Consider the following 18,683-nt stretch of genomic DNA (forward strand, 5'->3'; position numbering starts at 1 on the left):
CGCCCGGTTACATTTCGAACCCGGAAGCTAAGCCTTTCAGCGCCGATGGTACTGCAGGGGGGACCCTGTGGGAGAGTAGGACGCCGCCGAACAATCTTTCAAAGGACCCTTGGTCCAGCGTTCAACGCTGGACCAAGGGTCTTTTTTGTTTTTATTCGATTTGCGCCGAAGCGCGGCCATGGGTTGGTTGCGCGAGAATGACTAGCGGTACCCCGAAGACAGGAGTCACACCCATGTCCAACTCTCCCGACGATCGTCCGGAGCGCGAGCCTCGTCGTAACGACGGCGGTGACAGGGGCGGCTACCGCGGGGGCCGTGACGACCGTGGTGGCGACCGCCCTCAGGGCGGCGGCTTCCGTGGTGGCGACCGTCCGAGCTACCCGCGTCGTGATGACCGTGGCGGCGACCGTCCACAGGGTGGTGGCGGCGGCTTCCGCCGCGACGACCGTGGCGGCGACCGCCCGAGCTTCCCCCGTCGTGACGATCGCGGTGGCGACCGTCCGCAGGGCGGCGGTTTCCGTGGCCGCGATGACCGTGGTGGCGACCGTCCCAGCTTCCCCCGTCGTGATGACCGTGGTGGCGACCGTCCGCAGGGTGGCGGCTTCCGTCGCGACGACCGTGGTGGCGACCGCCCGAGCTTCCCCCGTCGTGACGACCGTGGTGGCGACCGTCCGCAGGGCGGCGGTTTCCGTGGCCGCGATGACCGTGGTGGCGACCGTCCCAGCTTCCCGCGTCGTGATGACCGTGGTGGCGACCGTCCGAGCTACCCCCGTCGCGACGACGACCGTGGGAGCCGTCCGAGCTTCCCGCGTCGTGATGACGACCGTGGTGGGTTCCGTGGCGGTCGTGACGACCGCGGCGGTGACCGCCCGAGCTTCCCGCGTCGCGACGACCGCGGTGGCGACCGTCCGCAGGGCGGCGGTTTCCGTGGCCGCGATGACCGTGGTGGCGACCGTCCGAGCTACCCCCGTCGCGACGACCGTGGTGACCGTGGCGGCGACCGTGGTGGGTTCCGTGGCGGTCGTGACGACCGCGACAGCGACTACCGCGACCGCGAGCCGATCAAGCGCCTTCCGATCGACGACGACGTCACGGGTCACGAGATCGACGCGGACGTTCGCCAGGAGCTGCTGAGCCTGCCGAAGGGTCTCGCCGAAGAGGTCTCGCGCAACCTGGTCATGGTGGCCCGGCTGATCGACGAGGACCCGGAGCAGTCCTACGCCTACGCCCGCATCGCGCTGCGGCTGGCCTCGCGCGTCGCCGCCGTCCGTGAGGCCGCCGGCTTCGCGGCGTACGCCACGCAGAAGTACAGCGAGGCGCTCGCCGAGTTCCGTGCCGCGAAGCGGATGACCGGTTCGGTCGAGCTGTGGCCCGTCATGGCCGACTGCGAGCGCGGCCTCGGCCGTCCGGAGCGGGCGCTGGCGATGGCCGGCGAGCCCGAGGTGCAGAAGCTGGACAAGGCCGGCCAGGTCGAGATGCGTCTCGTCGCGGCCGGTGCCCGGCGGGACATGGGGCAGCTCGACGCCGCCATCGTGACCCTGCAGAGCCCCGAGCTGGCCTCCGCCACCGTGCACCCGTGGACCGCCCGCCTGCGGTACGCCTACGCCGACGCCCTGCTGGCCAACGGCCGCGAGGACGAGGCGCGCGAGTGGTTCGCCAAGACGATCGAGTCCGACAAGGACGGCTCGACCGACGCGTCCGACCGGCTCGCCGAGCTGGACGGCGTCGAGTTCGTCGACGCGATGGACGACGACGATGACGACGACGACCGCGCCGCGCTCAGCGACGAGGACCGTCGGGTCCAGGACTCGGACGACAAGGGCGTCGCCGAGTACTACGACGAGGACGACGACGAGTACGAGCCGTCCGACGCCCGTGAGGACGACGAGGACGACGCGTACGAGTCGGCCGAGGCCCGTGAGGTCGACGACGAGGACGACGAGGACGAGCTGATCGCCCGCGCCGAAGCGGACGCCGACGTCGCCGACGAGATCCTCGTCGAGGACGACGAGCTCGACCGCGCCGCCGAGGACAAGGGCCGCGACAACGCCTGACGCACGGCGTGAAGCATGAAGAAGGGCGGTACCCCATCGGGGGTACCGCCCTTCTTCATGTCCGGGGTCAGTTCAGGCTGCGCAGGACCAGCCCGGTCGCCGGCTTCGGGCCGAAGGAGGTGGACTTGCGGGGCATCGTGACGCCCTGGCGCGCCAGCTCCCGGACCACGTCCTCGCGTACCGGGTGGAGCAGTACCGCCGTGCCGCCGTTGCGCTCGGCCATGTCGACCGTCGCCTCGGTGTCGTGGATGTACATGATGTGTTCGGCGGAGTCGGGGACCTGCCACAGGGCGTCCAGCAGGGTCGCGTGCAGGACGGTCGCGTCGAGCCGGCGCCAGGCCTCGGGGCGGTCGTGGCGGACCGTGCGGTCGATCAGCTCCGGGTCGGGGTCACTGACCAGGTGGAAGGCGCCGTCGCCGGTGAGCAGGAAGGCATTGCCGGCTTCGGAGGCCGCGCCGAGGGCGGTCAGCGCTTCGTCCAGCGTGCCCTCGATCCGGCGGACGCGGAACGAGCCCTCCAGCGCGGCCAGCGCGTCGGCGACCGGCAGGCGGCGCAGCATCCGGTGGATCGCGCGGACCTGGAGCGGGTAGCGGGCCGTGTCCACGAGCAGGACCAGGCCGAAGTCCCACGGGGTGGGGCTGTGGTGCTCCTCCTGGAGGCGCAGGTACGTCGCCCAGCGGTGGTGGCCGTCGGCGATGAGGGCCTGGCGGTGCCCGAGGTCGGCGGTGACGGCGGCCAGTTCGGCGGGGTCGGTTATGGCCCACAGCCGATGGCAGAAGCCGTCCTCGGTGGTGGTGGACAGCAGCGGGGGACGCTCGGCGGTGGCCTCGACCACGTCGGCCGCCCCGACCGTCCCGACCGCTCCTGCGGCGGCGCCGCCGTCGTCGCTGCGGTAGGTCAGCAGCAGCGGTTCCAGGTTGGCGGAGGTGGCACGCATCAGACCGGCGCGGTCGGTGACCACGTGCGGCATGACGTCCTCGTGCGGCAGCACGATCCCGGCGTCGGCCGTGGACAGGGCGAGCGCGCCGATGACCCCGCGCTGGAGCATGTCGCCCCTGCGCTGCTCGTACACGTACAGAGCCGGTTCCGGATCGGCGCTGAGGATGCCCTCGGCGAGCCAGTCGTGCAGGGTCCGGGCGGCCTGTTCGTTGCGCGCGGAGGGGGTGTCGGCCTGCGGCAGGATGAGACGGACGATGTTGTGGGGATCCGCTGACTCGAGGTGATGGAGTCCGTCAGGTCGGACGACCACGTCGTAGGGGGGTGAGGTGACGGCGGCGAGGCTGCCAACGCGCTCCGGGACGTAACGCAGCCCGTGGAATGGCATCAGGCGCAGCCCGTCGTGCATTCCGTGTTCCTCGGTACCAAGTGTGGTCATTGGTGCATGGTAAGTCCCGTCTCAAGGTGCGGGATGATCAGAACGAGCACGGAACTGGCCAGATGGGACGAAGGGACGGTCACGATGACCCGGCAGAGCAGGACCAGGCCCGCGGGCAGCGAGCGCAGTCTGCACCAGGCGTACGACACGGCCCTGCTGGACCTCGACGGGGTGGTCTACGCGGGGGGCGAGGCGATCGCGCACGCCGTGGAATCGCTGCTGGCGGCCCGGTCCGAGGGGATGCACCTCGCCTACGTCACCAACAACGCCCTGCGGACCCCCGACACGGTCGCCGCGCACCTGACCGAGCTGGGCATCCCCTCCGCGGCGGCCGAGGTGATCACCTCGGCGCAGGCGGTGGCCCGACTGATCGCGGATCAGGTGCCCGCCGGATCGAAGGTGCTGGTCATCGGTGGTGAGGGGCTGCGCGTCGCGCTCCGCGAGCGCGGTCTCGTGCCGGTGGAATCGGCGGACGAGGAGGACCTGGCGGCGGTGGTCCAGGGCTTCGGGGGGCCGGACATGCCGTGGGGGCGCTTCGCGGAGGCCTCGTACGCGATCGCGCGCGGGGTGCCGTGGTTCGCCTCCAACACCGACCTGACGATCCCGAGCGCGCGGGGCATCGCGCCGGGCAACGGCGCCGCGGTGGAGGTCGTACGGATCGCCACGGGCGCGGAGCCGCAGGTGGCGGGGAAGCCGCTGCCCCCGATGCACCGCGAAACGATCCTGCGGACCGGCGCCGAGCGGCCGCTGGTGGTCGGGGACCGGCTGGACACCGACATCGAGGGCGCCTTCCACGGGGAGGTGGACTCACTGCTCGTGCTGACCGGGGTGACGGACGGGGCGCAGCTGCTGCGGGCGGAGCCGAAGTACCGGCCGACGTACGTGGACCGGGACCTGCGGGGGCTGCTGACCGGGCAGCCCGAGGTGGTCGGGGTCGGGGACGGCTTCCGCTGCGGGGCGTGGACCGCGGTCGCACGGGACGGTGTATTGGAGCTGCGCGCGGCGGACGACGACGGGGTGGACGCGGGGGGCGATCCGCTCGATCCGCTGGACGGGCTGCGGGCGCTGTGCGCGGCGGCCTGGACGCACGCGGGGGAGGGCTCCTGCACGCTGGACGCCGGCAAGGTGCTGGCCCGGCTGGGCCTGTAGCCCGCCGTTCGCGGACGCGGGTCCGCTCCTCGTGGACGCGCCGGGCCCCGGCCCGGCGCGTCGGGGACCACGGACCTGCGCAAGGGGCCGTTCGGGCGACTTGGAGGAGGTAGAGGGTAGGCTAACCTAACCTCCGTGTTGGTCGAAAGTCCCCCCGAACAGAGCGCGGCCGTGACGGCCGCCCCCCGCCCGCGCCACGCGGCGCGCACCGTCGGTCTGCTGGCCGCCCTCGCGGCGCTGGTGCTGATCGCGCTGGCGAGCATCGCCGTGGGCGCCAAGCAGATGCCGCTCGACCAGGTCTGGCACGGCCTGTTCCACTACACGGGCACGCCCGCGGACGTGGTGGTCAAGGACCTCCGGGTGCCCCGGACCCTCCTCGGCCTGCTGGTCGGCCTCGGCCTCGGTCTCTCCGGCGCGGTGATGCAGGCGCTGACCCGCAACCCGCTCGCCGAACCGGGCATCCTCGGCGTCAACGCGGGCGCCGCGGCGGCCGTGGTCTCCGCCATCAGCTTCTTCGGGGCGTCCAGCCTGAGCGAGTTCGTCTGGTGGGCCTTCCTCGGCGCCGCCGTCGTCTCCGTGGTCGTCTACGTGCTGGGCGGCAGCCGCAGCGCCACACCGGTCCGGCTCGCCCTCGCCGGTACGGCGGCCAGCGCCGCGCTCGTCGGCTACATCAACGCCGTGCAGCTCATGGACAGCAAGGCGCTGGAGAAGCTGCGCTTCTGGACCGTCGGCTCGCTGGCCTCGGCCAACATGGAGACCGTGCGCCAGGTGGCGCCGTTCCTCCTGGTGGGCGCGGCCCTCGCGCTCTGCCTGGGGCGGCCGCTCAACGCCATGGCGATGGGTGACGACACCGCGCGGGCGCTCGGCGCGAACCTGACCCTGACCCGGATCACCGCGATGGTGGCGATCACCCTGCTCTGTGGCGCGGCGACCGCCGCCTGCGGGCCCATCGTCTTCATCGGGCTGATGATCCCGCACCTGGTGCGCTTCTTCACCGGACCGGACATGCGCTGGGTGCTCGTCTACTCCGCGGTGCTCTCGCCGGCGCTGCTGCTCGGCGCGGACGTCGTCGGCCGGGTCGTCACCCGTCCGGCGGAGCTGCAGGTCGGCATCGTCACCGCGCTCATCGGCGGGCCGGTCTTCATCTACCTCGTCCGGCGCAAGAGGATGGCCCAGCTGTGAACGCGAAGACCGGTCCCGCAGTGAAGGGCGCGAAGGGCGCGAAGGGCGCGAAGGGCGCGAAAGCGCTGAAGGGGTCGAAGGGGTCGAAGGGGCCGAAGTCCCGGGGGGTGCGCACGCCCGGCGGGATTTCCCTGCGGGTGGAGCCGCGCGCCGTGGCCGTCGGCCTGCTGTCGCTGGCCGCCGCGCTGGTGCTGGCCGTACTGCTCATCGGGACCGGCGACTTCGAGATCGCCCCGCTGGACGTCGTCAGGACGCTGGCCGGCAACGGCACCCCCGCCCACGACTTCGTCATCAACGACCTGCGGCTGCCGCGGGTGATCGTCGCCCTCCTCGTCGGCGCGGCCCTCGGGATGGCCGGCGGCATCTTCCAGTCGGTCTCCCGCAACCCGCTGGGCTCCCCGGACCTGCTCGGCTTCGGCTACGGATCCGCGGTCGGCGCGCTCGTCGTGATCATCCTGTTCAAGGGCGACGCGAGCGCGGTGGCCACGGGTGCGATCGTCGGGGGCGTGCTGACCGGCGCGGTCGTCTACCTGCTGGCCTACAAGCAGGGCATCCAGGGCTACCGCCTCGTCCTCGTCGGCATCGGTGCCTCCGCGATGCTCGTCGCCGTCATCCAGTACCTGCTGACGAAGGCCCAACTGGTCGAGGCCTCCCGGGCGATGGTGTGGCTGACCGGATCACTGGCCGGGCGGGACTGGGCCCAGGTGTGGCCGCTGCTCGTGACCTGCCTGGTGGTCTTCCCGCTGGTGCTGGGCCAGGGCCGGGCGCTGCGCATGATGGAGATGGGCGACGACGCCGCGTACGCGTTGGGCGTCCGGGTGGAGCGCACCCGGATCCTGCTGATGCTCGCGGCGATCGTCCTGACCACGGCGGCGAGCGCCGCCGCCGGCCCGATCAGCTTCGTCGCGCTCGCCGCGCCCCAACTGGCGCGCCGGCTGACCCGTTCGCCCGGCTCGAACCTGCTCTCCGGCGCGCTCATGGGCGCCGTACTGCTGCTGCTGTCCGACTGGGCCTCGCAGCGCGCCTTCGGCTCCGATCAGCTCCCGGTCGGCGTGGTGACGGGCCTCGTCGGCGGCGTCTACCTGCTGTGGCTGCTCGTCACGGAGCGCAAGGCGGGCCGGATATGAGCGGCCGGCCCGTGAACCAGCCCCTGAATCGGCCCGCGACCCGGGCCGGAACCCAAGGAGTACCCCAAGTGCAGCGGCTGACCGCGCAGAACGTCACCCTCGGATACGACCAGCGGGTCATCGCCGAGAACCTGTCGGTGGAGATCCCCGACAACTCCTTCACGGTGATCGTCGGTCCCAACGCCTGCGGCAAGTCCACCCTGCTGCGCGCCCTGTCGCGGATGCTGAAGCCCGCGGCCGGGCAGGTGCTGCTGGACGGGCACGCGATCGGCTCGATGCCCGCGAAGAAGGTGGCCAGGACGCTCGGCCTGCTCCCGCAGTCCTCGATCGCCCCGGACGGCATCACGGTCGCCGACCTGGTCTCGCGGGGCCGCTACCCGCACCAGGGTCTGCTGCGCCAGTGGTCGCCGCAGGACGAGCGGATCGTCGAGGAGTCGATGGCCTCGACCGGGGTCGCCGAACTCGCCGACCGGGCCGTGGACGAACTCTCCGGCGGGCAGCGCCAGCGGGTGTGGATCGCGATGGCGCTGGCCCAGCAGACCCCGCTGCTGCTGCTGGACGAGCCGACGACGTACCTGGACATCCAGCACCAGATCGACGTGCTCGACCTGTGCGCGGAGCTCCACGAGGAGCGGGGGCGGACGCTGGTCGCCGTGCTGCACGACCTCAACCACGCCGCCCGTTACGCCACGCACCTGATCGCGATGCGCGACGGCGAGGTCGTCGCCGAGGGGCCGCCCGCCGAGGTGGTCACCGCCGAGCTGGTGGAGCGGGTCTTCGGGCTGCGCTGCCAGATCATCGACGACCCGGAGACGGGGACGCCGCTGGTGATCCCGGCCGCGCGCAGGGCCCGTACGAAGACCCCCGCGGCAGCGGCCGCGACGGCCTAGAGCAGGCTGCGCAGCCGCAGCAGGTCGCGGAAGCCGGCCTCCAGCCCGACCCGGCCGGAGGCCCAGGCCTTCGCGAACCTCAGCTCGCCCGCGACCATCGCCAGGAGGTCGTCGCCGCTCATCGAGAGGCGGATCTCCGCTTTGGCGCGGGGCGGTCCGGGGTGCGGCGAGGCCGCGTCCACCCGGATCCGGCCGCCGTCGAGGCGGCCCGTGAACGTCTGGTCCAGATCGGTGATGTGGCAGCTCAGGGAGCGGTCGAGCGCGACCGCGCCGCGCACGTCCCCGTCGGATCCGGCCAGGTTGTCGGAGAGTTTGTCGAGTGCTCCGCGGCACTCTTCGATCGTCGCCATGGTGATCCCGACCGTACCGCAGAGCCATGCGTGGCCGCGGCCCGCTTCGAGGTAGCGTCGGAGCATGACCGACGAAGCGCCCGAGGCCGTGCCCGAGGCCGTGCCCGAGCCGGGCGGCCCCGCGCCGCTGGGCCTCGTACGCACCCCCACCGGCCACGACCCGGTGGACGCGCGACTCGAACGGCTGGCGGACGCCGACCACCTCCCGGCGGACGGGCACGTCGCCGTGTACGAGGATGTACACCGGGCACTGCGCGACGAGCTGACCGCGCTCGACGCGCCGCCGCCCGCCCCGACAACGCCGTACGACCTCAGGAGCTGAACCGAACGTGGCAGGAGTGGCACGCCGCCGCCTGGACGCCGAACTGGTGCGCCGCAACATGGCCCGCTCGCGCGAGCACGCCGCGCAGCTGATCGCCGCGGGCCGGGTCACCGTGGGCGGGGCGACCGCGACCAAGGCCGCCACCCAGGTCGAGACCGCCGCGGCGCTCGTGGTCCGCAAGGACGACAACGACCCCGACTACGTCTCGCGCGGCGGCCACAAGCTGGCCGGTGCGCTGGACGCCTTCCGACCCCACGGGCTGGTCGTCGAGGGCCGCCGGGCGCTGGACGCCGGCGCCTCCACCGGCGGGTTCACCGACGTACTGCTGCGCTCCGGCATCGCGCACGTCGTCGCCGTCGACGTCGGCTACGGGCAGCTCGCCTGGTCGCTGCAGAGCGACGACCGGGTCACGGTGAAGGACCGGACGAACGTCCGCGAGCTGACGCTGGAGCAGATCGACGGGATCCCCGCCGACCTGGTCGTGAGCGACCTCTCCTTCATCTCCATCGGCCTGGTGCTGCCCGCGCTGGTGCGCTGCACGGCGCCGGACGCCGACCTCGTGCTCATGGTCAAGCCGCAGTTCGAGGTCGGCAAGGACCGGCTCGGCAGCGGCGGCGTCGTCCGCAGCGGCGAACTGCGGGCGGAGGCCGTGCGCGAGGTCGCCCGGCAGGCGGGGAAGCTGGGACTGGGTGTGTTGGGAGTCACCGCGAGTCCCCTTCCGGGCCCGTCCGGCAACGTCGAGTATTTTCTGTGGCTGAGGGCGGGAGCACCGGCACTCGACCCGGCGGATGTTGACCGTGCAGTGGCGGAGGGGCCGCAGTGACAGATTCAGCAACGGGTGGGGCAGCAACACGCACCGTCTTCCTGCTCGCGCACACCGGGCGGCCCGCGGCCATCCGCAGCGCCGAGCTGGTCGTCCAGGGCCTGCTGCGCTGCGGACTGGGCGTGCGGGTGCTGCGGCACGAGGCGGCGGACCTGCCGCTGCCGCCCGAGGTGGAACTCGTCACCGAGTCCACCCCCGGCGTCCTCGACGGCTGTGAGCTGCTCATCGTGCTCGGCGGTGACGGCACGCTGCTGCGCGGCGCGGAGTTCGCGCGCGGCTCCGGGGTGCCGATGCTGGGCGTCAACCTGGGCCGGGTGGGCTTCCTCGCCGAGGCCGAGCGGGACGACCTGGACAAGGTCGTCGACCGGGTGGTCACCAAGGCGTACGAGGTCGAGGAGCGGATGACCCTCGACGTGGCCGTCCACAACAACGGCGACGTCGTGCACCGGGACTGGGCGCTCAACGAGGCGGCCGTCCAGAAGGTGTCCCCGGAGCGGATGCTCGAAGTGGTCCTGGAGATCGACGGGCGGCCGGTGACCGGCTTCGGCTGCGACGGGATCGTCTGCGCCACCCCGACCGGTTCCACGGCCTACGCCTTCTCCGCGGGCGGACCGGTGGTCTGGCCGGAGGTCGAGGCCCTGCTGATGGTCCCGATCAGCGCGCACGCACTCTTCGCGAAGCCGCTGGTCACCTCGCCGGACTCGGTGCTCGCGGTGGAGGTCCAGCCCGGTACCCCGCACGGCGTCCTGTGGTGCGACGGCCGCCGCGCGCTGGAGCTGCCCGCCGGGGCCCGTGTGGAGGTCCGCCGGGGCGCCGTCCCGGTCCGGCTCGCCCGGCTGCACCACGCGTCCTTCACGGACCGCCTCGTCGCGAAGTTCGCCCTCCCGGTGTCGGGCTGGCGCGGGGCGCCCCACTAGTCGCCCCCGCTCGCCCGATCGAGGGCGGTCGCCGCGGGGACGGCGCATGGCGCGCGGGAAACCTCGGTATCGTCTGGGGCGTGCTTGAGGAGATGCGGATACGGTCGCTCGGAGTCATCGACGACGCGGTGGTCGAGCTGTCGCCCGGTTTCACCGCGGTGACGGGCGAGACCGGTGCGGGCAAGACGATGGTCGTCACGAGCCTCGGGCTGTTGCTCGGCGGACGGGCCGACCCGGCACTCGTACGGATCGGGGCCAAGGCCGCGATCGTCGAGGGCCGGATCGTGCTGCGCCCGGGCGCGCCCGCCGCGCTGCGGGCCGAGGAGGCCGGGGCCGAGCTGGACGACGGCGCCCTGCTGATCAGCCGCACGGTGTCCGCGGAGGGACGTTCCCGCGCCCATGTGGGCGGCCGCTCGGTGCCCGTCGGCCTGCTCGCCGAACTGGCGGACGACCTGGTCGCCGTCCACGGGCAGACCGACCAGCAGGGTCTGATGCGCCCCGCGCGCCAGCGCCAGGCCCTCGACCGGTACGCCGGTGACGCGGTCGCGGTACCGCTGGAGAAGTACGCGGCCGCCCACCGGCGGCTGCGGGCGGTGGCCGGCGAACTGGACGCGATCACCACCCGGGCCCGGGAACGGGCCCAGGAGGCGGACCTGCTGCGCTTCGGCCTGGAGGAGATCGCGGCCGTGGAGCCGCTGCCCGGCGAGGACGTCGAGCTGGCGGCCGAGGCCGAGCGGCTCGGCCACGCCGAATCCCTGGCCTCCGCGGCGGCCGTCGCGCACGCCGCGCTCGCCGGCAATCCGGAGGACCCCGAGGGCGTCGACGCCAACACCATGGTCGCGGGCGCGCACCGCGCACTGGAGTCCGTGCGCGCCCACGACCCGGCGCTCGGCGTGCTCGCCGAACGGATCGGGGAACTGGGGATCCTGCTCGCCGACGTGGCGGGCGAGCTGGCCGGTTACGCCGACGGGCTCGACGCGGATCCGCTGCGGCTGGCGGTGGTCGAGGAGCGGCGCGCCGCGCTGACCCAGCTGACCCGCAAGTACGGGCACGCCGGAGCCGCCGTGGACGCCGTCCTGGAGTGGGCCGAGCGGGGCTCCGTACGCCTGCTGGAACTCGACGGGGACGACGACCGGATCGAGGAGCTGACCGCCGAGCGCGATGCGCTGCGCTCCGAACTGTCCGGCCTGGCCCAGGCGTTGACAGACGCGAGGACGGAGGCGGCCACGCGCTTCGGCTCCGCCGTCACGGCCGAACTGGCCTCGCTGGCCATGCCGCACGCCCGCGTGAGCATCGACATCCGGCAGACCGAGGACGCCTCGGGCGAGGGCGTCGAGGTCGGCGGTCGCGTGGTGACCTACGGGCCCTCGGGCGCCGACGAGGTGGAGCTGCTGCTGGCCCCGCACCCGGGCGCGCAGCCGCGGCCTATCGCCAAGGGCGCCTCCGGCGGTGAGCTCTCCCGGGTGATGCTGGCGGTCGAGGTGGTCTTCGCGGGCTCGGACCCGGTGCCGACGTACCTCTTCGACGAGGTCGACGCGGGCGTCGGCGGCAAGGCGGCGGTCGAGGTCGGCCGGCGCCTCGCGAAGCTGGCGAAGACCGCGCAGGTCGTCGTCGTCACGCACCTCCCGCAGGTGGCGGCCTTCGCGGACCGGCAGCTGCTGGTGGAGAAGACCGTCGACGGGTCCGTCACCCGCAGCGGCGTCACCGTCCTGGAGGGCGAGGAACGGATCCGCGAGCTGTCGCGGATGCTGGCCGGCCAGGAGGACTCGGAGACCGCCCGGGCGCACGCGGAGGAACTGCTGGAGACCGCGCGCGCCGACGGGTAGGCGGCTACGGCCCGTCGCTGTGGGGAAGGGTCCACCGCGGCGCCGCGTCCGGCGCGGTGCCCGCCTCCGGGGGCCTTCTCCGGGGGCCTTCTCCCGGGCGGGCGTTTAATCGGATGTGCTTGCGGCGCAAGGTTGTTAGGTTCGCCGTGTGCCGAAGCTGAATCAGATCATCGCAGTCGAAAAGGGCGTCAAGTCCAAGGCCCTCCAGGAGCTCACCCAGGCTCACCAGGACGTGCAGAAGCCCGCCCTGCTCGCCGGCATCTCCCGGACCTACCAGCCCAAGGACGAGGAGGGCGAGCAGCTGCCGCCCGAGTCCACGCGGGTGCAGATCAAGGCCGAGGACGCCCTGCGGGCGACCGCGGGGACGCTGACGCGGCTCTTCGACGTGACCGCGACGAAGGACTGGGCGAACCGGTCCGCCGTCGCGGACGTGGTGGTCGACGCCGCGGTGCTGCTGCCCCAGGTGCCCGTCCCCTACCTGCTGTTCCTGGAGAAGCAACTCACCGACCTGCACACCTTCGTGCGCAAGCTGCCGGTGCTCGACGCCTCCGAGTCGTGGAACCTGGACCCCTCGACGGACTCGTGGAAGACGGACCCGGTGCGGACCATCCGCACGAAGAAGGTTCCGCGCAACCACGTGAAGGCCGAGGCCACGGAGAAGCACCCGGCGCAGGTCGAGGTGTACTACGAGGACGTACCGGTCGGTTACTGGACCACGGTGAAGTTCTCCGGCGCGCTGCCCGCCCGACGGGTCAACGAGCTCCTCGACCGCGTCGAGAAGCTCCAGCAGGCCGTCAAGTTCGCCCGCGAGGAGGCGAACAACACCGAGGTCACCGACCAGCGGATCGGCGACGCGGTATTCGGCTACCTCTTCAGGTAGCCCCCACATACGCCCCCCGTCGCGAGCGGGGGGTGCGCGATGAGCGCAAGCTGAAACTGATGTTGAAGCTGAAGAAGGGGTGTCAGTTGGGGGTTCGAATCCCTCCCCCCGCACCACGTGCGGGGGTGGCCCAAGCCCGGCAGAGGCGGCCCCGTCAATCTCAGATTCTCGCTCCAGTCTCAGTATTCGCCGCCGAACACCGGATCGACCGAGCGCGGGCGAACATCGACGGATGGGGGTTCAAGTCCCCCCGGCGCCTCTCTCGTGGCGCTGTAGTTCAAAGGCAGAACACGTCGATCTCAACATGACCCGCGGTTCTTAAACGCCGCCGGTGTGCGCAAATGGGTGGCAAGCTGGAGCCCGGGAGCTGGACATGCTCCCGGGCTCCGTCACGTTCCGGCCCGCCGCCGCGGCACCGGACGCGCCCCGTCATCACCTATGTGGGTGATAGCCGGGGCCATGTGACGGGCTCTCGCACGGGATCCGCACCCGTATGGTCCCGGAACGCGCGTGCGGGCTGGCATCCTGGGCGACGTCCCTGACTCCCTCCTCCAGGAGCCCGGCCCGTGAGCAGCTCCGCGGTACCAGTCCCGGTCCAGCCGTACGGGCGACCTCCCCTGCGCACCGTCCAAGTCCTCGGCGGCGCCGGCGCGGGCAGCAGCGCCCACGTGCGCTCGCTCGCCACCGGGCTCGCCGCCCATGGGCTGCGGGTGACGGTGTGCGCGCCCGCCGAAGCGGAGGGGGAGTACGACTTCACCGGCGCCGGGGCGCAGTTCGCCCCCGACGCGGTGAGCGCGCTGCGGGCCGCGTGCGCCGGCGCCGACGTGGTCCACGCGCACGGGGTGCAGGCCGGCATGCGGGCGGCGCTGGCCCTGCGCGGGCGCCGGGTGCCCCTGGTGGTGACCTGGCACGGCGGTGGACCCGGGGCCAAGGGCGCGCTCGGGCGGCTCGCCCGGCTGATGGAACGCCGGGTGGCGCGGGCGGCCGCGGTGGTCCTGGGGACCTCGTCGGACCAGGTGGACCTGGCCCGGCTGCGCGGGGCACGCGACGCGCGACTAGCCCCGGTGACGGTTCCCGGGGCGCGGGCCCGGTGCGACCTCGACAAGGTCCGGGCGGAACTGGGCGTGGTGGAACGACCGTTGCTGATCGCGGTCGGCAGCCTGGTGGCGCACCGCGGGTACGGGGTGCTGCTGGACGCGGCGCGGGCGTGGCGGACGCTGGACCCCGTACCGCTGTTGGTGATCGCGGGGGAGGGGCCGCTGCGGCCCGAGTTGACGCGCCGGATCGTGGACGAGGACCTGCCCGTACGGCTGCTCGGGCGGCGCCCGGACGCGGCCGAGCTGCTGGCCGCGGCCGACGTGGCGGTCCTGCCGAGCCGCTGGGAAGCGCGCTCGCTGCTGGCCCAGGAGGCCCTGCGGGCCGGGGTGGCGCTGGTGGCGACCGAGGTGGGTGGCGTGCCGGAACTGGTCGGCGAGGCGGCGGTGCTGGTCCCGTACGGGGACGCGGAGGCCCTGGCCACCGGCGTGAGCGGCCTCCTCTCGTCCCCGACCCGGCGGGCCGTGCTGGCGGAGGCCGGGCGGGCCCAGGCCGCGACGTGGCCGTCGGAGGACGACACGGTGGCCCAGGTGCTGTCCGTCTACGACGAGCTGATGGAGCGCTGGGGACGCTGACCGGCCCCGCCAACGGCCCCGCAGGACCCTCTGGTTAGGCTTCGCCGCATGTCACAGCCGGTGCAACTCCTCATCCAGATCACCACCCGGGCGGGCCGCGGCGGGGAGCAGGTCGCCGCCTTCGAGCGGCTCGCGCCGCTCGTGCGCGCCGAAGCGGGGTGCCTCCGCTACGACCTGCACCAGGTGAGCGGCGACCCCGACCGCTTCGTCCTGATCGAGCGCTGGGCCTCGAAGGCGGCCCTGGCCGCGCACGACGCCACCCCGCACATGATCGAGGCAGACGCCGCCAGCCCGACCTTCCGCGCGGGCCCCGCGGTGGTCGTCGAGCTGGACCCGCAGCCGCTGGCCTAGCGAACCGTCGCCGGGGGCTCCGCCCCGAACCCCGCGCCTCAATCGCCGGCGGGGCTGGGTTCGGCGGCGGATCTGCCGGATCCGGACGGACCGGGCCTGCCGATTTCAGCCTCGCCGGCGTTTGAGGCGCCGCCGGAGGCGAGACGTGCCCGCCGGGCGGGCTCAGGGCTCCGCCCCGAACCCCGCGCCTCAATCGCCGGCGGGGCTTGGGTGGGGCGGGCTCAGGGCTCCGCCCCGAACCCCGTGCCTCGATCGCCGGCGGGGCTTGGGTGGGGCGGGCTCAGGGCTCCGCCCCGAACCCCGTGCCTCGATCGCCGGCGGGGCTTGGGTGGGGTGGGCTCAGGGCTCCGCCTCGAACCCCGCGCCTTGATCGCCGGCGGGGCTTGGGTGGGGTGGGCTCAGGGCTCCGCCTCGAACCCCGTGCCTTGATCGCCGGCGGGGCTGGGTGGGGCTGGGCCTCGGACGCCCGCGGGGTTATGACACGTGCCGGCGGGCTCGTAGGGCCAGGCTCAGGGACAGGACCGTTTCGGGGTCGTCCAGGTCCGTGCCCAGCAGTTCCGCGATGCGGGCCAGCCGGTTGTAGAGGGTCTGGCGGTTCAGGTGCAGCTCCCGCGCCGTCTCCGCCTTGCGGCCCGCGTGGGCCAGGTACGTCTCCAGCGTGGGCAGCAGCGGCGGCTTCGAGGTCAGGTCGTGGGTGCGCAGCGCACCGATCGCCCGCTCCACGAAGGCGGCCAGGTCCGGCTGTTCGCGCAGCCGCCACAGCAGCAGGTCGATGTCCAGGCGGCGGGCGTCGTACCAGGGCCGGGCGGGCAGGCCCTGCGCGGCCGTCGCGGTCTCGGCCGCGTGCCGCAGGCCCGCGGAGGCCGCCGCCCAGCCGCCCGCCACCCCGACGACCACCGCGGGCGGAGCGCCCGCCCGGTCCAGGCCGGCCCGCTCCACCCCGGCCCGCAGCGCCGCCGCGACCCGGTCGGCGACCGTCGTGCGCTCCGATTCGGCCCGCAGGGACACCAGCAGCGGCACCCGCCCCTCCACCGGCCGGACGCCCAGCAGCACCGGCACGCCGACCGCCGCGAGCTCCTCCAGCACGGCGCGCGCGAGCACCGCCCAGTTCCCCGACGGGCCGAGGTCGGAGGCGAGCCGCATCACGATCGGCAGCAGCGGCCCGGCGCCCGGCTTGAAGCCCAGGACGCGCGCCTGCGCCGGGGCGTCGTCGGCGCTGATCCGGCCCTCCGCGAGGTCGGTCAGGAAGTCCCCGCGCCCGCGCGCCGCCAGCTCGTCCTCCTGGCGGGCCTGCATCAGCACCACCGCCAGCACCCCCGCGGTCCGCTCCGCCGCCATCCGGTGCACCGGCAGCAGCGGGGCCGAGACCCCGAGCAGGACCAGCCGCGCCCGGACCGAACCGGTGCCGTGCCCGCCGCCCGGTACGTCGACCACCACGGCGTGCGCCGACGGCTCGGCCTCGCGCTGGCCGCGCAGGCCCTCCCAGACCTGGAGCGGGTCGGCCGCGGCCTCGCCCGCCGCGCTGGCGGCCGCGAACAGCAGCTGCCCGTCGGGGGTCTCCAGGAACACCGGGTTGGCGGTGAAGTCCGCGAGGATGCGCAGCACCTGGGGGATGCCGCCGCCGCCCAGCAGCGCCTCCGTACAGCGCCGGTGGACCTCCTCGGCGCGCTGGAGCAGGGCGTAGTGGCCGTTGACGATCTCGGTGTGGATCTCCTCCGTCACCGTGACGAAGGGCACCTCGCGGTGCAGTTGGACCAGCGGCAGCCCGGCGGCGCGCGCCGTCTCCACGATCGTGGCGGGCAGCTTGGTGAAGCGCGGGCCCAGCTCGACGACGAGCGCGGCGATCCCCCGGTCGGCGAGCCGGCGCACGAACGCCCGCTGCTCGCTCGGCCGGGTGCCCAGCCCGAGCCCCGTGGTCAGGAGCAGTTCGCCGCCCTTGAGCAGGGAGGCGATGTTGGGGACCTCGCCCGCGTGCACCCACCGCACGGTGCGGCCCAGCCGGTCCGCGCCCGCCATGACCTCCGGCAGCCCGCTGCGCAGTCCCGGCAGCTCCAGTGCCCGCTGAACGGTGATCCCGCCCTGGTTGTCCATATCTCGGGACGCTATCAGGGGCCCGTGCGTCCTGATCCGGCCGGTGATCGGGCCGGTGATCAGGCCGTTGATCAGGCCGGTCGGATGTTGTGGTTGAAGCGGAAGACGTTGTCGGGGTCGTACTGGGCCTTCACCCCGGCCAGCCGGCGCAGGTTCTGCGCACCGAGCCCGGCCGCGACCCGCTCGGGCCCCTCGTCACCGGTGAAGTTGAGGTACACGGCGCCCGTGCTCCACGGCTCGGCGTCCGCCCGTACGTCCTTGACCCACTGGCGGCAGCGCTCGTCGTCGGCCGGGTCCTCCCAGGCCGCGAAGGGGTGCACGGCCCAGGGGGAATCCCGGTACGGCACCGGGTAGTCCTTCGGGCCGTCGGCGATCGCACCGCCCAGCGGGAAGAGCACGTGCTGGGTGGCGGTGGGGACCGGCATCGAGGAGGCGCGGGCGCAGAAGACGTCGAGCAGCGCGTCCGGCGCCCCCGTCAGGTACTCCGCCGACCAGTAGTTGCGCAGGCCCGGCGGGTCGTCGAGCATGCACTGGAAGTCGGCGTACGGGATGGCCGTGACCAGCTCCGCCACGTGCGGGAGGGCCAGCAGCGGCTGCGCCACCCCGCGCATCTCCTCCTCGGTGCCGGCGTACGTCACCAGCGCGCCGCACAGCAGGGTGCCGACCCGCTCGGGGGGTACGAAGGGGGCGGGCGGACCGGTCATGAAGATCACGCCGCCGCCGGCCCGGGGCGGGGCCGCCTCCAGCAGGTCGCGGTAGAGGCGGGTCACCTCGGGCCCGGACTCCGGCTCGTAGAGCACCAGCGCGACCGCGAAGGCGGGCAGCGGGTGGGCGCGCAGGGTCAGGGAGGTCGCGACGCCGAAGTTGCCGCCGCCGCCGTGCAGGGCCCAGAAGAGTTCGGTGTTGTCCTCGGCGGTCGCGGTCAGGGTCTCGCCGTCCGCGGTGACCAGGTCCACGCCGAGGAGGTTGTCCGCGGCGAGGCCGAAGGCACGGTCCAGCCATCCGGAACCGCCGCCGAGCACGAGCCCGCCGACGCCGGTGGTGGAGACGCGGCCTCCGGTGGTGGCGAGGGCGTGCGGGGCGCAGGCCCGGTCGAGGTCGGCCATGAGGGCGCCGCCGCCGACCCGGATCGCGCGGGCGGCGGGGTGGACCGTCACCTCGTTCATCCGGCGCAGGTCGACGACGAGGGCGCCGTCCCCCAGGGCGTTGCCGGCGACGCTGTGGCCGCCGCCGCGGACCGCGACGGGCAGGTCCAGCTCGCGGGCGAAGCGGATCGCGGTGACGACGTCGGCTTCGCTCTCGCACTGGGCGATGGCGGCGGGGCGGCGGTCGACCATGCCGTTGTACACGGTGCGGGCGTCGTCGTATCCCGGATCGTCCGGGGCGAACACGTCGCCGGACAGGTCCTCGCGGAGCGCGGTGAGGGCCGCGCCCGCCTTCGAGAGGGGCGCCATGGCAGCCCCCTTCCGCGGAGGGGCACTGGACCTCTCCAGGGTAGGGCGCGGGCCGGGGGTCCGCCTGCCGGGTCCTGCCGGGGCGGGCGGGTGGGGTTCGGTGTGGCGGGGGCCGGTCGGCTGCCGCCGGGGCTGTCCAGCCTCCGGCGGCGCCTCAATCGCCGGCGGGGCTTGTTTGGGCGGGCCCGGTTCGTCCGGCGAGGGCTTGTTGGGCGGGCCCGG

Annotated in this window: 16 protein-coding genes, 1 rRNA gene and 1 pseudogene; 13 read left to right on the top strand and 5 right to left on the bottom strand. The window is 73.6% G+C overall.

The features are described from left to right. Window positions 1-92, top strand: a 5S ribosomal RNA gene (gene rrf / locus ACIBEA_RS31955); the annotation flags it as partial. A gap of 6 nt (window positions 93-98) precedes the next feature. Here the strand turns inward: rrf and ACIBEA_RS31960 are convergent. After that, entirely contained in the window at window positions 99-1,100 is a 1,002-nt protein-coding gene (locus tag ACIBEA_RS31960; protein WP_399266816.1) for a hypothetical protein, read from the bottom strand. A gap of 30 nt (window positions 1,101-1,130) precedes the next feature. Between ACIBEA_RS31960 and ACIBEA_RS31965 the strand changes: the two are divergent. After that, window positions 1,131-1,889: pseudogene (locus ACIBEA_RS31965) on the top strand (tetratricopeptide repeat protein); the annotation flags it as partial. Window positions 1,890-2,121: 232 nt separating this feature from the next. On the opposite strand, the gene ACIBEA_RS31970 reads toward ACIBEA_RS31965, so the two are convergent. Then, window positions 2,122-3,429, bottom strand: coding sequence for a DUF1015 family protein (locus tag ACIBEA_RS31970; protein ID WP_399266686.1), 1,308 nt, complete (start codon window positions 3,427-3,429; stop codon window positions 2,122-2,124). Window positions 3,430-3,513: 84 nt separating this feature from the next. On the opposite strand from ACIBEA_RS31970, the gene ACIBEA_RS31975 reads away from it, so the two are divergent. From ACIBEA_RS31975 to ACIBEA_RS31990, 4 genes are all read left to right on the top strand, one after another. Next, window positions 3,514-4,578 carry an HAD hydrolase-like protein gene (locus ACIBEA_RS31975; RefSeq protein WP_399266805.1) on the top strand — a complete coding sequence of 355 codons (1,065 nt, stop codon included), beginning with the start codon at window positions 3,514-3,516 and terminating at the stop codon, window positions 4,576-4,578. 135 nt (window positions 4,579-4,713) lie between these two features. Further along, complete coding sequence (locus ACIBEA_RS31980) at window positions 4,714-5,760, top strand: FecCD family ABC transporter permease (RefSeq protein ID WP_399266687.1); 1,047 nt, start codon at window positions 4,714-4,716, stop codon at window positions 5,758-5,760. Window positions 5,761-5,825: 65 nt separating this feature from the next. Then, window positions 5,826-6,887 carry a FecCD family ABC transporter permease gene (locus tag ACIBEA_RS31985; RefSeq protein WP_399266806.1) on the top strand — a complete coding sequence of 354 codons (1,062 nt, stop codon included), beginning with the start codon at window positions 5,826-5,828 and terminating at the stop codon, window positions 6,885-6,887. A 68-nt stretch (window positions 6,888-6,955) separates the two neighbouring features. Continuing rightward, complete coding sequence (locus ACIBEA_RS31990; RefSeq protein ID WP_399266688.1) at window positions 6,956-7,777, top strand: ABC transporter ATP-binding protein; 822 nt, start codon at window positions 6,956-6,958, stop codon at window positions 7,775-7,777. Here the strand turns inward: ACIBEA_RS31990 and ACIBEA_RS31995 are convergent. Next, window positions 7,774-8,127: an SCP2 sterol-binding domain-containing protein gene (locus ACIBEA_RS31995; RefSeq protein ID WP_354384088.1), complete on the bottom strand. Its 354-nt coding sequence runs from the start codon at window positions 8,125-8,127 to the stop codon at window positions 7,774-7,776. The two genes, ACIBEA_RS31990 and ACIBEA_RS31995, sit on opposite strands and share 4 nt — an antisense overlap. A gap of 64 nt (window positions 8,128-8,191) precedes the next feature. Here ACIBEA_RS31995 and ACIBEA_RS32000 point away from each other — a divergent pair, with 64 nt between their 5' ends. The 7 genes from ACIBEA_RS32000 (at window position 8,192) to ACIBEA_RS32030 (ending at window position 14,916) form a co-directional block, all read left to right on the top strand. Beyond that, complete coding sequence (locus ACIBEA_RS32000; RefSeq protein WP_399266689.1) at window positions 8,192-8,449, top strand: hypothetical protein; 258 nt, start codon at window positions 8,192-8,194, stop codon at window positions 8,447-8,449. Between the two features lie 7 nt (window positions 8,450-8,456). Then, window positions 8,457-9,272 (top strand): TlyA family RNA methyltransferase, encoded by an 816-nt coding sequence (locus tag ACIBEA_RS32005; protein ID WP_399266690.1) that lies wholly within the window; start codon window positions 8,457-8,459, stop codon window positions 9,270-9,272. Continuing rightward, complete coding sequence (locus ACIBEA_RS32010) at window positions 9,269-10,189, top strand: NAD kinase (RefSeq protein WP_399266691.1); 921 nt, start codon at window positions 9,269-9,271, stop codon at window positions 10,187-10,189. Before ACIBEA_RS32005 ends, ACIBEA_RS32010 begins: the two co-directional genes overlap by 4 nt. 92 nt (window positions 10,190-10,281) lie before the next feature. Beyond that, the gene (gene recN / locus ACIBEA_RS32015) at window positions 10,282-12,015 is read left to right on the top strand and encodes a DNA repair protein RecN (protein ID WP_399266807.1); all 1,734 of its coding nucleotides are present in this window, start codon (window positions 10,282-10,284) and stop codon (window positions 12,013-12,015) included. 148 nt (window positions 12,016-12,163) lie between these two features. Then, entirely contained in the window at window positions 12,164-12,895 is a 732-nt protein-coding gene (locus tag ACIBEA_RS32020; protein WP_399266692.1) for a hypothetical protein, read from the top strand. Window positions 12,896-13,461: 566 nt separating this feature from the next. Beyond that, complete coding sequence (locus tag ACIBEA_RS32025) at window positions 13,462-14,565, top strand: glycosyltransferase family 4 protein (protein ID WP_399266693.1); 1,104 nt, start codon at window positions 13,462-13,464, stop codon at window positions 14,563-14,565. A 48-nt stretch (window positions 14,566-14,613) separates the two neighbouring features. Next, window positions 14,614-14,916: a putative quinol monooxygenase gene (locus tag ACIBEA_RS32030; RefSeq protein ID WP_399266694.1), complete on the top strand. Its 303-nt coding sequence runs from the start codon at window positions 14,614-14,616 to the stop codon at window positions 14,914-14,916. Between the two features lie 474 nt (window positions 14,917-15,390). Here ACIBEA_RS32030 and ACIBEA_RS32035 read toward each other — a convergent pair whose 3' ends face one another. Continuing rightward, window positions 15,391-17,007: a PucR family transcriptional regulator gene (locus ACIBEA_RS32035; protein WP_399266695.1), complete on the bottom strand. Its 1,617-nt coding sequence runs from the start codon at window positions 17,005-17,007 to the stop codon at window positions 15,391-15,393. A 71-nt stretch (window positions 17,008-17,078) separates the two neighbouring features. Beyond that, window positions 17,079-18,461: an FAD-binding oxidoreductase gene (locus ACIBEA_RS32040; protein ID WP_399266696.1), complete on the bottom strand. Its 1,383-nt coding sequence runs from the start codon at window positions 18,459-18,461 to the stop codon at window positions 17,079-17,081. Window positions 18,462-18,683 lie beyond the last annotated feature (222 nt).

The sequence above is a fragment of the Streptomyces sp. NPDC051555 genome (assembly GCF_044454405.1).
Classification (GTDB): Bacteria; Actinomycetota; Actinomycetes; order Streptomycetales; family Streptomycetaceae; genus Streptomyces.

Excerpts from the sequence above, each read along its gene's own strand:
- ACIBEA_RS31970 (WP_399266686.1), bottom strand. The coding sequence starts at position 3,429 with ATGACCACACTTGGTACCGAGGAACACGGAATGCACGACGGGCTGCGC.
- ACIBEA_RS31975 (WP_399266805.1), top strand. The coding sequence starts at position 3,514 with ATGACCCGGCAGAGCAGGACCAGGCCCGCGGGCAGCGAGCGCAGTCTG.
- ACIBEA_RS31995 (WP_354384088.1), bottom strand. The coding sequence starts at position 8,127 with ATGGCGACGATCGAAGAGTGCCGCGGAGCACTCGACAAACTCTCCGAC.
- ACIBEA_RS32000 (WP_399266689.1), top strand. The coding sequence starts at position 8,192 with ATGACCGACGAAGCGCCCGAGGCCGTGCCCGAGGCCGTGCCCGAGCCG.
- recN (WP_399266807.1), top strand. The coding sequence starts at position 10,282 with ATGCGGATACGGTCGCTCGGAGTCATCGACGACGCGGTGGTCGAGCTG.
- ACIBEA_RS32030 (WP_399266694.1), top strand. The coding sequence starts at position 14,614 with ATGTCACAGCCGGTGCAACTCCTCATCCAGATCACCACCCGGGCGGGC.
- ACIBEA_RS32035 (WP_399266695.1), bottom strand. The coding sequence starts at position 17,007 with ATGGACAACCAGGGCGGGATCACCGTTCAGCGGGCACTGGAGCTGCCG.
- ACIBEA_RS32040 (WP_399266696.1), bottom strand. The coding sequence starts at position 18,461 with ATGGCGCCCCTCTCGAAGGCGGGCGCGGCCCTCACCGCGCTCCGCGAG.